Raw genomic sequence first — 14,859 nt, forward strand, 5'->3', positions numbered from 1 at the left:
CTTTTTGTTTATTCCAAGGGGTTCTTTTGAACTCCCGGATCGGCAGTGCGAAGACGTTAGCAGCAGAACCTGTCATCAACCTGTCATTGCGCGCAATTGGGTGAAAAAAGTTCACATGATATATGCAATGTGGGCACAGGTGACGGAATATGGCGGATTATGCGGATAGTTGTTTGCCGCAATCCGTTGCATGTCTTTGCAATGATGCCAACAGGTTGTCGCGCTTACCTTTGGTGAACCGGCTGCTTGGCCCGGATAAAGTTAAAACGCCTAAAAGATGGTTCTGGCGATCAAGGACAGGTACTGCAACTGCAGCGATATCAGGATCGCGTTCCCCTTCGCTTTGAGCGAACCTGTCACTGAGGACTTCTATTGCACGGTCATCGACACCATCACCCCAAGCACGAATGACATGGCCGGCGGCACCGCGATCACAGGGCAATATGGCACCTTCTTCGAGATGATGGCGAAGGCTGCTGGGTGAATTTTCGCGAAACAGGCACAGACGGTTAGATCCCTCAGGAACATAAAACGATGCTGTTTCGCCGCTTTCCTTGACCAGTATGGACAGATAGGGGCGGACAATATCATCCATGCGATAAGACCGCCGATAAATGGATCCCAAGCGCCACAGGGCCGGACCAAGTCGATATCGTCCACGACCGGACAGCATCAGAAAACCGCAAGACTCCAGAGTTCCCGCCAGTCTTGAAATGGTGCTTTTATACATGCCGGTGCGTTCTGCCAGTTCTTTTAGGGACAGGTCAGGGTCCTGATCGGTGAAAACATCAAGAATTTTCAAGGCCCGTTCAACGGCACTAACATTTTGTTCTGGCATGAAAAATGGACTTCCGGTGCTGGGGTAATGCCCCGTATGGGTGTGGTTGGCGTTTCGTGATCATCCAATATTCTATATAATAGAACATAATTCTACTAGACAGAATTTAAGGATTTTTCATGAACGGACCACAATCACTTTCCGGGATGACAGTTTTGGACCTGACAAATGTTCTGGCCGGGCCATTTTGTTGCCATCAGCTTGCGCATTTGGGGGCAGAGGTCATCAAGGTCGAAGCACCGGGGCGTGGTGACCTTGCCCGTCAGCTTGGCGCGGATATGGAATTGAATGAAAAGCTGATGGGCATTTCATTCATGGCGCAGAATGCAGGTAAGCGGTCGGTGACGCTTAATCTGAAAGATCCGCGCGGCAAGGAAATCCTTAAAAAGCTTGTCGAGCGCGCAGATGTTCTGGTCGAGAATTTTCGCCCGGGCGTTATGGACCGGCTTGAGTTGGGATATGACGTTCTTTCCAAGGTTAATCCGGGGCTTGTTTACTGTGCGATTTCCGGTTTCGGTCAAACCGGCCCGATGAAAAAGCTGCCTGCCTATGATCAGATTGTTCAGGGCCTGTCGGGGATCATGACCATCACCGGTGAAGAAGATACCGGAACATATCGTGTGGGTTATCCCATGGCGGATACGATCGGCGGGATGACAGCCGCATTTGCCATTAGCTCCGCCTTGGCCGGGCGGGCACTTAGCAACAATGACGGCAAAGGCAGCTTCATCGATATTTCCATGCTGGAATCCGTAATTGCGACAATGGGCTGGGTTGTTTCGAATTACCTTGTGGCGGGCAAAGAACCGACGGCCAATGGCAATGACAACTTTACCTCGTCCCCATCAGGGGCGTTTAGAACTGGTGACGGACAGATCAATATTGCGGCCAACAAACAAGAACAGTTCGAGGCCCTGTGCCTGGTGCTGGATCTTGACCATCTGATTTCTGATGTCCGCTTTACTTCTCGCAAGGAACGACTGGAAAACCGTACGGTTCTGACAGGCCTTCTTGAAGATGTTTTGCGCACCAACATGACGGATCATTGGGTGGAAAAGTTTAATGCCGTCGGAGTTCCTGCCGGGGCTGTTTTGACAGTGCCACAGGCCTTGGCACTGCCGCAGATTGCCGATCGCGGGATGATGGCATCATTTGAAAATGTGCCGGGTGCAGATTGCGATATTCGCGTGTTGCGTACCGGGATCAAGATGGATGGCAAGGCGCCATCGGTGGACGCACCACCGCCAGAACTTGGCCAAGACAATGACGACATTCTTACATCTCTTGGTTTTTCAAAGAGCGAGATCGCAATTCTTTCGCAGGAGGGCGTGTTGTGAGCGATAAAACCGCAACCGATATTGAAAACGAAGTCAGTGACTGGTGGCAAACCGCCATCATTGATATGGAGCCGGGCAAAATTCACTATGGTGGCTATGCGATTGAAGACCTGATCGGAAATATCAGCTTTCCAATCATGATTTGGTTGATGACACGCGGCGATCTGCCATCACCTGAACAGGCGAAGCTTCTTGAAGCAGCCCTTGTGGCAGCGGTTGATCACGGACCACAGGCCCCAAGCATTGCAATCGCCCGTATGGCCGCGACCTGTGGCGTTGGATTGAACAATGCCATGGCAAGTGCGGTGAATGTGTTGGGCGATGTTCATGGTGGTGCAGGCGAACAGGCCGTTGGGCTTTATCATGACATCGCGTCTCGTATGAAATCTGGCGCATCACTGGGCGAAGCCGTTGCATCCGGACTGGATCACCAGATTGCTGAACATGGCAAACATATCCCGGGATTTGGTCACAGGTTTCACCCCATTGATCCGCGTGCTCCAAGACTGTTGGCGCTTGTCAAACAGGCGGCCGCAAATGGTCAGGTCAGTGGTCAATTCGGGGTGATTGCCAGCGCGGTTGAAGAAGAGATTCTCGCGCGCAAGGGTAAACGCATTCCGATGAATATTGATGGCGCAACGGCAGTGATCTATGCCGAGCTTGGTTTTGCCCCGGAATTGGCGCGTGGATTGTTTTGTTTGTCGCGATCGGTCGGGATCCTGGCCCATGCGTGGGAACAAACACAGCAAGGTGGTCGAAACAAGGGGCCGATTCCACGGCGAATGATCTGGAACTATACCGGGCCAGAACGCCGCCCTGTTCCCGACAGCGCAAAGACTTCATAAAGCTGGGTAAATCAGGGCAGGGTGGCTTAGCGACGGTTGAGTAAGGCATCCTGCCACCGGCGAATAAAACGCTGGCGTTTGGCCTGATCAAGGTAAACCAGCAAGCCGGGCCCAACCGGGAATGAACGTACACGTTCGCCGTAACGGTCAAAGATCAGCGACGAAAACGAACTTGGTGGAACGTCAGTTCGCACCGGGTTGAAGTTGCCATCGTTTTGCAGAACCGTTTGCCCTTTGACGGACAGGATGAAGTCAAGAAAACGCGCGCCTAAATTCGGGTTTCTCGCATCACGCGGGATGATGGCAATTCGCGAATAAACCACGATGAAGTCGTCTGGCAGGATCACGCCAAGGTTTTGGTTCCGTTGGCTAAAGGTTTCGGCATAGGACCCTAGAAGATTGTACCCAAGTACAACCTGACCATCGGCGATCTTTTCAAGCATCGGGGAAGTGTTGGAATAAAGTTTGACCTTGGATTGACCAAGGGTTCGGACAAAGTCCCAAATACCGGGGAAAAAGCGTTCATCACGTGCAAGGAAAAGAAAGCCGACGCCACTTCGTTCAATGTCATAGGTTGTGACTTTTTCGCTTAGAAGATCATCGTGATCGTTCAAAAGACGGATGAAATCATCGCGGGTCCGGGGCGGTTCAAGATCATTTTCGCGGAAAAATTCGCGGTTATAGGCAATCACGGCCGGTTCTTGTGTGACGGCAAATGCTTCATTGCGCCAACGGGCCCAATGTGGAAGAGCTCGGGTTTCTGCACTTTCATGCGGTATCGCATAGCCATCATTGGCAAGTTTCATCTGCAGGTCCATCGACGAGCTGATAATCAGATCTGCATTGGGTTCGCCATTTTGACGCTGAACCAAGGTCATGTCATACATTTCAAGCGTCTGGAGCTGATGATACTCGACACCGATGAATGGGTTTTCTTGCTGAAAGGCTTCTATCACCGTGGTAAAGGCGCCGATATCGGCAGAGCCATAAATAACAGCTTTTGGGGTCGTGCTTGAAAGCAGGGATTGTTCCGGGTCAGCTGCCTGTGTTGTGCGCAATGGGGCATAGGTAAAGACTTCTGCGATGGCAGAAGTTGCTTGCATCGTAAGCACGATGGCACATAAACGAATACAGATGCGGCCCAAGATCATGGTGGAATACTCTGTTTCACAAGCACCCCGTCAATGACTTGCTATCATGAACGGCGGTTGTCGATATAATTTGCTAAACATGGTCGTGGTCTGGAACGGCCAAACCTTAAAAGCCTTTCATCGGTTTATCAGGGAAGAGAAGCACAAACAATGAGAGTCCTTGTCGTCGAAGATCATGCCGCATTGGCTGACGGGATTGCCAGATCTCTTCGGCAGTCCGGTTATGCTGTCGACGTGATCGCCGATGGGGAAGAGGCCGATGATATTTTGCGCACGCAGGAATATGGGTTGGTTGTGCTTGATCTGAATCTTCCGAAACTTGACGGGCTTGAGATTTTGCGCCGTTTGCGCCACCGCGGGGCGGAAAGTGCTGTGCTGATCCTGACCGCACGCGGGGATATTGAAGACCGGGTAAAGGGGCTTGATCTTGGTGCGGATGATTATCTTGCCAAACCGTTTGAACTGGTGGAGCTGGAAGCACGGGTGAGGGCGCTTATGCGGCGCAATGCCGGAACGCACAACACCCAGATTAAATGCGGAAAACTGACATTCGATACCGTTGCGCGACGGGTGACCATCGATGGTGATGATGTCGAAATTCCCCGCCGCGAACTTAACATCCTTGAAATTTTGCTTCTGAGGCTTGGTCACGTTCTAAGCAAAGAACAGATTTCAGATCAACTTGCCGGGTTTGAGGATGATATCAGTGCCAATGCGGTCGAACTTTACATTAGCCGTCTGCGCAAACGCGTTGAGTTGGCAGATGTTAAAATTCAGACTGTCCGTGGTCTTGGTTATTTGTTGAAAAAAACATGAAATGGCGTAACGGATCCCTGAGGCGCAGGCTTGTCATCTGGTTGCTGATCCCGCTTTTGGTGGTCAGCTCCTTGATGTTGCTTGAAGTCAGGACTAACGCAATTCGTTCGACAAATCAGGCATTTGACCGTGCTCTTTTAAGTTCTGCACTCGCCATTGCCGACCGTGTTGTTCTGATTGGTGGCAAGATCGAAGTTGATGTGCCCTATGTCGCGCTTGAGATGCTCACCAGCTCTGCCGAAGACCGGGTTTTCTATCAGGTCAGCACGATACAGGGTGAATTCATCACAGGGTATGAAGACCTGCCACCGGTTCCAGACCGGTTGCTTCCCCTACGCGAAGAGCCGGTGTTTTATGATGCGGTTTATAACGGCGAAACGGTGCGCATTGGTGCTTTGTCGCGGTATGTCGCGAGTGTTCGCAAGGCCACCCGTTTTCAAGTGCTTGTTGCCGAAACCATGGGAACCCGCACCAGTCTTAGCGAAGATATTCTTGCAAGTGCCGCGGCACGTCAGATTGTGCTGATTGTGATTGCCGCAATGATTGTCTGGTTTGGGATCGGGCAGGGGTTGAAACCACTTACGCGACTGGAAGAAGCCCTAAATCGCCGATCTCCGACTGATCTTCGACCTGTTTTGCATGATGTCCCGATTGAGGTTCGCCATCTTGTCGGCGCGATCAATCAATTGTTTCAGCGGTTAGAAAACAGCCTTAAGACCATGCAGCGGTTCACAGCTGATGCCGCACATCAATTGCGCACTCCGTTAGCAGCATTGAGAACACAGGCCGAACTTGGCCAGCGCGAAGAAGACCCCAAGAAAATCCATCGTATTATGGAGACGATTGCATCTTCGACGCGGCAAACATCCCATCTTGCCAATCAATTGCTGGCATCTGCACGTGCAGCACCTGAAGGCCTTGCAGGACGGCCATTTGACCCAATTGATCTGTGTGAAATCACGCGTGCTGTCACCGGATCAAAAGTCCCGGTGGCAATCGAGCGCGGTATCGATCTTGGCTATGAAGGCATCACAGAGCCCGCTTTGATCATGGGGGATGCAACCCTGATTGAAGAGCTTCTTAAAAACCTTGTTCACAACGCGTTGACATATTGCCCGGATGGAAGTTCGGTGACTGTGCGCCTTGATCGGGAGAAATCCGGTAATCGCGTTAAATTGACCGTCGAGGACAATGGCCCTGGAATTCCCATTGAGCATCACAAGGACGTCTTTAAGCGGTTCTACCGTATTGCAGAGACAGGACAGGAAGAGGGCTGCGGACTTGGTCTTTCCATCGTCAAGGAAATCGCTGCGCGTCACGATACTAAGATCAAGCTTGATCGCCCCAAAGAGCATAGTGGCTGCGTGTTCTCTGTAAGCTTTAAGTTGGCTTAGCGAAGCTGCTTAACTCGCGGGATTCGTTTGAAGAAAGCCCTAAATTGTGAACTTATATGCGCTTAAATATCAGGGATGTATTTATGCCGCCGAAGGCAAAATTGTTGCTCATCATGTGTTCGGCATTCATGACCCGTTCTGATCCCATAATGTAGTCAAGATCGGCACATTCAGGGTCCACGTTCTTGAGGTTTGCTGTGGGGACAAAGCGACCCTCATGCATCATTTCCAGTCCAAGCCATGCTTCGACGGCGCCGCATGCGCCAAGACTATGTCCAAAGTGGCCTTTAAGCGTGTGGATTGGAACTGCGCGGTCGAATACGGTGCGGGTTGCTTTGCTTTCGGCAAGGTCGCCGTGATCCGTGGCTGTGCCATGTCCGTTGACAATATCGATGTCACTTGATGAAAGCCCCGCATCATCAAGGGATTGTTGAAGGGCACGGCCCATCTTGTCTGCGGCGGGTTGGGTCACATGCGCGCCATCTGAATTGGTCGCAAAGCCGACAATTTCACCATACATTTTTGCCCCGCGGGCTTTCGCGTGTTCGTAATCCTCAAGGATCAAAGTACCTGCGCCTTCGCCAATGACCAATCCATCGCGGTTGGCGTCATACGGGCGCGGTGTGGCGTACGGTGCATCATTACTGACACTGGTGGCGAAAAGCGTGTCAAACACAGCAACCATCGTGGGGCAGAGTTCTTCCGCACCACCGGCAATCATGACATCCTGTTTGCCAAATTTGATTGCCTCGCACGCATATCCGATGCCCATGCTGCCGGATGTGCAGGCCGTCGACGTCGGAATGATCCGCCCGGAAATACCATAAAGGACACCGATATTGACGGCTGCGGTGTGGCTCATCATCTGAATGTAGCTGGTGGCGGTAATTGCGTTGCTGTCACCCTGTTCCATCAGGCGGGTAAAGCCAAGAACCGGTGGCGTACTGCCAAACGACGATCCATAAGCTATGCCAAGACGGCCACCTTCGAACATCGCTGTGTCGTCGCGCAGGCCTGCCATCTTGAGCGCATCATCAGTTGCCGCAACAGCCATCTGGGCCACGCGGCCCATGCTGCGCAATTGCTTGCGGTTAAACCGGCCTTTCAGGGAAAAATCCTGCACCGGGGCCGCAAGCCGGGTACGCAGATCATATTTGCCATCCCATTCGGACATGCGGACAATTCCTGTTTCACCAGCCTGCATGCGTGTTTTGATGGTTTGCCAGTCATTGCCAAGGGCTGTTATGCCTGACATGCCTGTAACGACAACACGTCGCGTCATAGCATGCCTCCATTCACGCTAATGACCTGGCGGGTGATGTAAGAAGCATCATCGCTGCACAAAAATGAAATTGTGCCTGCAACTTCTTCAGGTGTGCCATATCGGCGCATCGGGATCATGGATTTTACTTCGTCTGTGGGAAGGTCACCTGTCATCTGGGTTTCGATGATCCCAGGTGCTACGGCATTAACCGTGATTTTGCGCTTGGCAAGTTCAAGGGCAAGTGACTTTACGGCACCAATGATCCCGGCCTTGGACGCGGCATAGTTTACCTGACCACGATTGCCCGCAATGCCTGCGATGGATGTAAGAGCAACAATCCGCCCGCCTTTGCGGCGTTGGATGATAGGCATCAGGACGGGTTTGAGAACGTTGTAAAACCCATCAAGGTTGGTGTGCACAACACTGTCCCAGTCATCATCTTCAAGAGCCGGGAAGGGGCCGTCACGGGTTATTCCGGCATTCAGAATGACACCATAGGGCGCGCCATGTTCCGCGATGTCTTGCGTTAGAACTTCACGCGCCGCTTCCCGATCCGCAATATCGAATTGCACCAGTCGGGCTTGAACCCCGAGCTTTATTGCATCATTTGCAACGTCTTGGGCACCATCGTGATCAGAATTGTAATGGATAACAATATCAAAACCGTCCTTGGCAAGACGTCGTGCTGTTGCCGCACCAATGCCCTTGCTGGCACCGGTTATCAATATGGTTTTCGTCATTGGTCTGATGTTTCTTGGTTGTTGCCCACAGGCGGCGTTGAAGCCGTTTCATTCTCCTTGGGCTGATATACATTGATACGTGCGTCGACAAGTATTTCCTCGCCCAAACGGACTTCCCCGTCAAAGACGCCCATTTCGCCATCTTCAAAGACGTTGGTGATATGCACTGTAAGTCTGCTGCCAATCGGAAAAAAGTCCCGCAACATGGTTACTTTGCGAGAACCCAAAAGATAGCCAATTCGAGGCTGTGTATCCTGGGTGGCCTGTCTTGCCCGCCATCCGCTATAGGCCGCAACGGTCTGAGCGATATATTCGATCCCGACATAGCTCGGAACACCTTTGCCCGGAACGCAGAACATACTGTTTGCGGTAATGTCGAGTTCCGCGGTCATGGTGGTTTCATTGGCCGATACTGCGCGATCAATCAGCAACATGGGCGAGCCATGTATGACAAGTTCTTTGATCGGCGGGAGTTCATTTGGTTGAGGATTGTTCATACTGGTCACCGAGTTGTCCATCCTTTGCCAAGGATGACGGAGACATTGCTGCCGCCAAATGCAAACGAGTTGCTCATCATGGCAAGTCGGTTACGCGGCACCAATGATTGATTTGACGTGACCAGATTGATCGGGGGAAGTTCGGCATCAATTTCACCGTCCCAGTGATGAACAGGAAGTGGTGCGCCGGTATCGCTGTCAGACAGTGTTAACCAGAGGATCGCGGCCTCGATCGCACCCGCTGCGCCCAGACTATGCCCGGTTAGGGGCTTGGTTGAACTTGCCGGGACATCGGGCCCCAGAACCGCGTGTACGGCTTTGGCTTCCATAATGTCATTGAGTGGTGTCGCCGTGCCATGCAGATTGATGTAGTCAATGTCAGCAGGCGTGATCCCGGAACGTGCAAGTGCGGTTTGCATGGCCCGCACGGCACCCAAGCCATCGGGATGAGGTGCATTGGGATGATGAGCATCGGAGCTTTCACCAACACCAAGCAGTTCGATTTCGCCCGCATCCTTCCGTAGGATGAAAAGAGCTGCACCTTCGCCGATATTGATACCATTGCGGTTTTTGCTCATGGGATTGCAAATATCGGCAGACAAGGATTGCAATGCGTCAAAGCCGCCAACCGTAAGACGACACAAACTATCAACACCACCGACAAGAACCGCATCACACATATCGGCCTTTAACAGCCGTACGCCAGATGCAAATGCCTTGGCACTTGATGAGCAGGCCGTGGAAATAGAGTAGGCCGAGCCCCGCAAGTCAAAAGCGGTTTTCAGAAATTCTGAAGGCGAGCCAATTTCCTGATGCCCATAACGGAAACTTTCAGGGAATTTGCCGTTTTCAACGCGTTGCTGATAGTGCGCTGTACCTTCCTCAATCCCTGCCGTGCTGGTTCCAATCAGGACACCAATCCGATCCTTGCCAAACTTGGTAATCAGCTCGTCAATGTCGTCTGCGATTTGGCTGGCCGTAGCCCAAAGGAAGCGGTTATTGCGGGTGTCAAATTCGGACAAAAGATCGGGCAATTTTTCAAGGTTACCTGTAACTGTACCCAGAATGGTTTCCCGATCGGGGAGAAAACCACTGCGCTTGATCATGTCGGCATTTTTCTTACCGGCAAGTGTTGCCTTGGTTTCGGTGATACCGGTTCCCAATGACGAGACGATGCCAAGCGATGACAGGTAAAGCGGGTGCCTGACCATACGTTAGGACCCGGTTCGTATCGAATTGATATTAATGCGATAGTTGAACTGCAAGTTCACAAGCGTTGCCTGACCGTGCCAGACGTCCTTTATCGGGCGTTCTATGGTTACGTATTTCCGCCCACTGTCGTTCAGGCGAACTGTCCGTTCCCCAAAGCCATCATGTACTGACATGTTATCGGGTAGGGCATCTTCGACAATACCAAGCGGCCAATAAGTCATGACAATGTCAGCAACAAGCCTTTTGGCATCAAAGTCTTGCGGGAGCCAATTCGCCTTCTGGATTGATATTTCCTGCTCGGTCCAGTCGATCTCAATCGCCCGGCGGCCAAGTTCGTCAATGAGGACGATTTGGGCCCGTTCCGATGTGATGTTCATACGCCCCTGAAAGCTTACATCACCCGATTGATTGTCCGTGTTCCAGCTTGCCTTGACCTGTTGAACAACATCAATGGTTTCGTTCTCACCCCAAGGCTCAGCCGGGAGAGTGAATTCTATCCCGTCAGCTAAAACGATCTTATGTCCGGCTTTGTCGAGCACACCAGATAACGGCAGTTGCGGAAGGTTCATCGTCTCACACGCAGAGAGCCCGATGGCGCAGGCTATGACAATAGCTGATTTCAGGATGAGGGAGCGCATAAGTCGTGCAACATCTCTAGATAACGGTCGGTTTTGGCAACCAGCGGATTTTCCATATTCCATGCATACCCTGCCAGAATGGAAACGACCATACGTTTCAGTTGGGAATCATCATTGGGCTGCCCAAAAATAATTGTTTGCAGGCGTCCGGCATACCAAGCATCAACATAGGAGCGGAACGTTTCGACCCCACTAGATAGCGGTTTGATGAAACCTGTTTCCCAATCTATATCCGTTTCCCCCCGGTGGCGCGCAATCAGCATATTTGCAGCCAGTTCTGCCGAATGCAGCGCAATTGTAACGCCAGATGAAAATACGGGATCCAGAAAACCTGCAGAATTTCCAAGCAAGACATAGCCATCCCCGCAAAGCTGTTCTGACTCAGCCCCGTATCCGGCAATTGATTGTAGTGGGCGGGTTTGTTCCGCATTGGCAAGCAGATGCCCAAGGCGTGTTTCGGAAATCAGCCGATCAAAGACATCCTGTTCACTCATGCCGGTGAAAGTCGTGTCGCCGTCGGGGTAAATCGCACCAACCGATGCTGTGCCATCCGAAAACGGGATCAACCAATACCAGATGTCATGGCGATCAGGATGGACCGTGATCAGGATTTTGGTGCGGTCATAGTCCGGATCATCAATTCGATCCTTAACATGGGTAAAGACCGCACGTCGGGAAATAGTTTGCGGCGGCCGGGAAAGCTCCAAAAGCTTTGGCAATACCCGACCGTATCCGCTGGCATCAACAATGAAACTGGCACGTAGTGTAGATTCTTCGCCCGCTGCGTCCTCATACGTGATTTGGCAGTCATTGTCGGCGGCGTGTCCTGCAGTTACCATGTGTTCAAACCGGATGTCGACACCGGAACGTTCGGCTTCCTTGGCAAGGATATGATCGAATTCGGCGCGTTTGACCTGATAGGTTGTTCCCCAGCCGATGGTTTCGAAGTTCTGACGAAAGTCGATGGAGCGATACTGTTCACCACATTCAAAGACCGCGCCGTTTTTATGCTGAAAACCTGCTTTTTTCAGTGCGGGCAGAAATCCAGCACGTTCAAGTACGTTCATACAGTTGGGAAGTAAGCTTTCGCCAATAACAAATCGCGGGAATTTCTGTGCTTCGAGCAATGTTACACGAAGGCCAGCATCGTTCAGAAGCTTGGCCACGGTACTTCCGGCCGGGCCCGCACCGATAACGGCGATGTCGCAATCCTGTTTCAATTCGTGTTTCCCGTATCCGTCGTAATAGTGGTTGTTTCTGTCATCCAAAAAGCAAGGAACCATGCGCCAACCAAGCCTATAGCAATGATTGTGCCGATATCGCTTACCAGTGGGACGGAACTGGTGACGAGTAATCCAAATGCCAGAACACTGCTTATCAACGACAAAAACACCGCCAGACGGGTGTGTTCGCGATGTTCGGTGTCGTTGCCTTCGCTCAAAAACAGGACATAGTCAGCGCCAATTGCAAAGACTAAAAACATTGCCATCGTTGTAAAGAAACTGATTGGTACCCCCAGAATGTAACCGCCAATCAGTGCGAACAAGATCGCGCCTGCGGGGGCAGAAAACACCCGAACACCCCGATCTAGACCATAACGTAGGATTGCCAGGATCAGCGCAATCGCAAGCACTACGCCGAGTGCTATATACGTCCAATATCGGTATTCAGCGAATTGATTGCTGATGATAGCTGTCGGAGAAATCAGTCTGGCATTCTCAAATGAGACGAGGGCGGCGTTAAGAGCATCAACATCTGAAACATCACGTAACCGCATGATATCGGATGTGGTTATCTGAAAATGCGCGATCTCAGGAAGACTGTTTATTGCTTGATCTGGAATGAGGTAGAGCGCGTCCAAGTCCGGGATCTGTAGTGGTGTCTGCAAGACATCAGAAAGGGACGCTGAAAACGGTTGGTAAAGTTCGTCTCCGACAAGGCGTCGGTTGTCTTTTTGAAGTGCAATCGATGGTACAAAATCCGATAGTGCAACGACGCTCCCAATTTTGCCTGCGGAGATTAAGGGCATAGTTGCTTTACGAACAGACTCAGACGTTTCAAGGCGCTGTTGGGCTGTTTTACCATCAATCCGAATGAAGACAGGGCTTCCGCCAAGGCCAAGTGTTTCTGATATCATACGTGCATCGGATAGAAGTTCCGCATCACTTTGACCCAAGGTACGCACGTCATCATGACCGGGAATAAGAAAGGCCGAAATCGGCAGGGCAACAATCAAAAGTATGGCAACAAACAGCTGTATCTTGCGAGGTAGCAGAAGAACCATCATCAGACGCATAAGCCAATGATGCGCAACTCGGATTGGTGAGTTTTCGCGTATTGGTCTGACTGGGATGAGAGGCAGTAAAAATTTGACCGAACAATAGGCTGCAATCAGTCCTGCGATTGAATACACGGCAATTTGCACAAGCAAGTTTGTCGGACTAAGCGCAAGGGCGGAAAAGCCAATGATAGATGTCAAAAGCCCAAGACCGAGGCCTTTGCGTATTTTTCCAAAGCGTGATGAAGTCGGGGTGCCATTGGCTGGTATCACCAGATAGTGCAGGGCGTAATCGATTGAAATACCGATCATTGTCGCGCCAAACACCAGTGCAATCGCATGGATTGTGTCGAAAAATACGGTCAGGGCCGCAGCACCGACAATAAGCCCACTTCCAACAACGATAACTGCACCAATCAGCGGAAAAGGCGAAAAGAACGTCAAGCAGATCATGATGGCGATGCTTAGTGCGGCAACCACGGCGATGGTTTGAACATCGTTTTTGGCGTTCGCGGCCTCGTTAACCGCAAAGAATATCTGGCCTGTTTTGGCGGTCTGGAGGGCTGGATCGCTCTTTAGTACTTCTTCGAGAGCGTTATTGACGCCATCTACCCAGATTTTTGCAACCGTGTCAGAGTGTTTGTTGGCGTCCAGCGTAACAATCATGGGCAGGTAGCTTCGGTCGTTGATTGTGACAATGTCATTTCTGACGCCCAACTTAGCGGCCAGAGCCGAAAGAAATTCTGGCATTAAGAGGAAAGGATCCTGTTTCAGAGTTGCGCTAGTAAAGGCAGAAGCTGGCGAATACAGAGTTTGCAGGGTGCGCTGATAAAGTGCTTCCCCGCCGCCGTTCTTTAGAACATCACGGTCACCATCAGACAAAAGTCCGTTCGCATATGGGCCATAGAGCGCACGCAAGTCATCAAGACGATCTGCATTGTCGCCGGGGAGCATCACACTTGCTGTGCCATCAAGCCTACCGATCGTGTCCGCAAGTTGCCTTGCGATATCGCTGAGGTGGTCATAATCAGGGTGGGAAAGCATAATGATTGCTTGTTTGCCACTATCAGCCAATAGCGTGCGCACAGCGTCTATATCGCTCGTTTCGTCTTGTTGCTGATCTTGTTCCTGACCAATCAATGACAGGAAATCTGCATCCAGTTCGGTGCGTTCGGTCGTGAGTTGCCAGATAGCAAAGCCTGCCATCACGAGAATGCATACTGTCCAAATGAACGCTGATCGGATCATTCGGCTGTTCCATTTGTGAAAAGATCATTGAACTCAGAGGGCAATGGAACTGTCTCAATAAGTTGCCCGTCGAACGTAATGACATCGTGATCAGAAGATGGTTTTGTGATCACCACTTCTTGCACAAACGGGTTGCCCTGTGCCGTAATCAATTCGATCTGATTGCCAACAATACTGTTCGCGCTGGGGGTTAGGGTTATGTGCCATCCTGTTGTTTCCCGGTCTTTTTTAGTGGCATCAAAATCGCTTTCTAATGAGTCCCAGTTCCCGGATAATACGGACGAAATCATCGTGACGAACTGTCGTGTTTCCGTACCTTTTGCCATTGCATTGCGGTTGCCATTTTGATCGATGGTGAAAATCCCGCCTTCGTCGAATACAGTTATTGCCGGAAACGGGATGGTCGTTTTCCAGATCAGACCATGCTGCGGTGATAAAACGAACTCACCACGAGAGAGCAATGGCTTTTCAAACCCGTCCAGATGACGACTGAGTTCAAATGTACCGCGCAGATACTCATTCTTGGTAATCGGTATGGGTCGGGCAGCCTCTGCCTGCAGCGTTTTTGGCATCGCAAGGAAGGACGCAAAGGCAATACACA

14 protein-coding genes are annotated in these 14,859 nt (G+C 51.3%); 4 read left to right on the top strand and 10 right to left on the bottom strand.

All coding sequences use genetic code 11. The annotated features are described in order from the left end of the window. Positions 1-157 precede the first annotated feature (157 nt). On the bottom strand, positions 158-838 hold the full coding sequence (locus ACQ0MK_RS07390; RefSeq protein ID WP_430475471.1) for an IclR family transcriptional regulator: 681 nt from the start codon (positions 836-838) through the stop codon (positions 158-160). Between the two features lie 119 nt (positions 839-957). On the opposite strand from ACQ0MK_RS07390, the gene ACQ0MK_RS07395 reads away from it, so the two are divergent. Both ACQ0MK_RS07395 and ACQ0MK_RS07400 read left to right on the top strand, forming a co-directional pair. After that, on the top strand, positions 958-2,175 hold the full coding sequence (locus tag ACQ0MK_RS07395) for a CaiB/BaiF CoA transferase family protein (protein WP_430475472.1): 1,218 nt from the start codon (positions 958-960) through the stop codon (positions 2,173-2,175). Beyond that, the gene (locus ACQ0MK_RS07400) at positions 2,172-3,020 is read left to right on the top strand and encodes a citryl-CoA lyase (RefSeq protein ID WP_430475473.1); all 849 of its coding nucleotides are present in this window, start codon (positions 2,172-2,174) and stop codon (positions 3,018-3,020) included. Before ACQ0MK_RS07395 ends, ACQ0MK_RS07400 begins: the two co-directional genes overlap by 4 nt. 26 nt (positions 3,021-3,046) lie before the next feature. Here ACQ0MK_RS07400 and ACQ0MK_RS07405 read toward each other — a convergent pair whose 3' ends face one another. Continuing rightward, positions 3,047-4,171, bottom strand: coding sequence for an ABC transporter substrate-binding protein (locus ACQ0MK_RS07405; protein WP_350041344.1), 1,125 nt, complete (start codon positions 4,169-4,171; stop codon positions 3,047-3,049). 150 nt (positions 4,172-4,321) lie between these two features. On the opposite strand from ACQ0MK_RS07405, the gene ACQ0MK_RS07410 reads away from it, so the two are divergent. Both ACQ0MK_RS07410 and ACQ0MK_RS07415 read left to right on the top strand, forming a co-directional pair. After that, positions 4,322-4,987, top strand: coding sequence for a response regulator transcription factor (locus ACQ0MK_RS07410; RefSeq protein ID WP_350045888.1), 666 nt, complete (start codon positions 4,322-4,324; stop codon positions 4,985-4,987). Continuing rightward, complete coding sequence (locus ACQ0MK_RS07415) at positions 4,984-6,381, top strand: sensor histidine kinase (RefSeq protein WP_430475474.1); 1,398 nt, start codon at positions 4,984-4,986, stop codon at positions 6,379-6,381. Before ACQ0MK_RS07410 ends, ACQ0MK_RS07415 begins: the two co-directional genes overlap by 4 nt. A 52-nt stretch (positions 6,382-6,433) precedes the next feature. Here ACQ0MK_RS07415 and ACQ0MK_RS07420 read toward each other — a convergent pair whose 3' ends face one another. Genes ACQ0MK_RS07420 through ACQ0MK_RS07455 form a run of 8 tightly spaced genes read right to left on the bottom strand, consistent with a single transcriptional unit; the run spans position 6,434 to position 14,830 of the window. After that, positions 6,434-7,663 (bottom strand): beta-ketoacyl-ACP synthase, encoded by a 1,230-nt coding sequence (locus tag ACQ0MK_RS07420; protein ID WP_430475475.1) that lies wholly within the window; start codon positions 7,661-7,663, stop codon positions 6,434-6,436. Continuing rightward, complete coding sequence (fabG, locus tag ACQ0MK_RS07425) at positions 7,660-8,385, bottom strand: 3-oxoacyl-ACP reductase FabG (RefSeq protein WP_430475476.1); 726 nt, start codon at positions 8,383-8,385, stop codon at positions 7,660-7,662. Before fabG ends, ACQ0MK_RS07420 begins: the two co-directional genes overlap by 4 nt. After that, positions 8,382-8,882, bottom strand: coding sequence for a hypothetical protein (locus ACQ0MK_RS07430; RefSeq protein ID WP_430475477.1), 501 nt, complete (start codon positions 8,880-8,882; stop codon positions 8,382-8,384). Before ACQ0MK_RS07430 ends, fabG begins: the two co-directional genes overlap by 4 nt. Before the next feature lie 5 nt (positions 8,883-8,887). Beyond that, positions 8,888-10,093, bottom strand: coding sequence for a beta-ketoacyl-[acyl-carrier-protein] synthase family protein (locus tag ACQ0MK_RS07435; RefSeq protein WP_430475478.1), 1,206 nt, complete (start codon positions 10,091-10,093; stop codon positions 8,888-8,890). 3 nt (positions 10,094-10,096) lie between these two features. Continuing rightward, positions 10,097-10,663: a DUF3261 domain-containing protein gene (locus tag ACQ0MK_RS07440; protein WP_430475479.1), complete on the bottom strand. Its 567-nt coding sequence runs from the start codon at positions 10,661-10,663 to the stop codon at positions 10,097-10,099. A gap of 50 nt (positions 10,664-10,713) precedes the next feature. Further along, entirely contained in the window at positions 10,714-11,952 is a 1,239-nt protein-coding gene (locus ACQ0MK_RS07445; RefSeq protein WP_430475480.1) for an NAD(P)/FAD-dependent oxidoreductase, read from the bottom strand. After that, complete coding sequence (locus tag ACQ0MK_RS07450) at positions 11,949-14,258, bottom strand: MMPL family transporter (protein ID WP_430475481.1); 2,310 nt, start codon at positions 14,256-14,258, stop codon at positions 11,949-11,951. Before ACQ0MK_RS07450 ends, ACQ0MK_RS07445 begins: the two co-directional genes overlap by 4 nt. After that, positions 14,255-14,830: an outer membrane lipoprotein carrier protein LolA gene (locus ACQ0MK_RS07455; protein WP_430475482.1), complete on the bottom strand. Its 576-nt coding sequence runs from the start codon at positions 14,828-14,830 to the stop codon at positions 14,255-14,257. Before ACQ0MK_RS07455 ends, ACQ0MK_RS07450 begins: the two co-directional genes overlap by 4 nt. Between the last annotated feature and the right edge of the window lie 29 nt (positions 14,831-14,859).

The sequence above is a fragment of the Thalassospira lucentensis genome (assembly GCF_050516545.1).
Classification (GTDB): Bacteria; Pseudomonadota; Alphaproteobacteria; order Rhodospirillales; family Thalassospiraceae; genus Thalassospira; species Thalassospira lucentensis_C.

Bases quoted from the DNA above. Each gene is read 5' to 3' on its own strand.
- ACQ0MK_RS07390 (WP_430475471.1), bottom strand. From the start codon at position 838: ATGCCAGAACAAAATGTTAGTGCCGTTGAACGGGCCTTGAAAATTCTT.
- ACQ0MK_RS07395 (WP_430475472.1), top strand. From the start codon at position 958: ATGAACGGACCACAATCACTTTCCGGGATGACAGTTTTGGACCTGACA.
- ACQ0MK_RS07405 (WP_350041344.1), bottom strand. From the start codon at position 4,171: ATGATCTTGGGCCGCATCTGTATTCGTTTATGTGCCATCGTGCTTACG.
- ACQ0MK_RS07410 (WP_350045888.1), top strand. From the start codon at position 4,322: ATGAGAGTCCTTGTCGTCGAAGATCATGCCGCATTGGCTGACGGGATT.
- ACQ0MK_RS07415 (WP_430475474.1), top strand. From the start codon at position 4,984: ATGAAATGGCGTAACGGATCCCTGAGGCGCAGGCTTGTCATCTGGTTG.
- ACQ0MK_RS07420 (WP_430475475.1), bottom strand. From the start codon at position 7,663: ATGACGCGACGTGTTGTCGTTACAGGCATGTCAGGCATAACAGCCCTT.
- fabG (WP_430475476.1), bottom strand. From the start codon at position 8,385: ATGACGAAAACCATATTGATAACCGGTGCCAGCAAGGGCATTGGTGCG.
- ACQ0MK_RS07430 (WP_430475477.1), bottom strand. From the start codon at position 8,882: ATGAACAATCCTCAACCAAATGAACTCCCGCCGATCAAAGAACTTGTC.
- ACQ0MK_RS07435 (WP_430475478.1), bottom strand. From the start codon at position 10,093: ATGGTCAGGCACCCGCTTTACCTGTCATCGCTTGGCATCGTCTCGTCA.
- ACQ0MK_RS07440 (WP_430475479.1), bottom strand. From the start codon at position 10,663: ATGAACCTTCCGCAACTGCCGTTATCTGGTGTGCTCGACAAAGCCGGA.
- ACQ0MK_RS07450 (WP_430475481.1), bottom strand. From the start codon at position 14,258: ATGATCCGATCAGCGTTCATTTGGACAGTATGCATTCTCGTGATGGCA.
- ACQ0MK_RS07455 (WP_430475482.1), bottom strand. From the start codon at position 14,830: ATGCCAAAAACGCTGCAGGCAGAGGCTGCCCGACCCATACCGATTACC.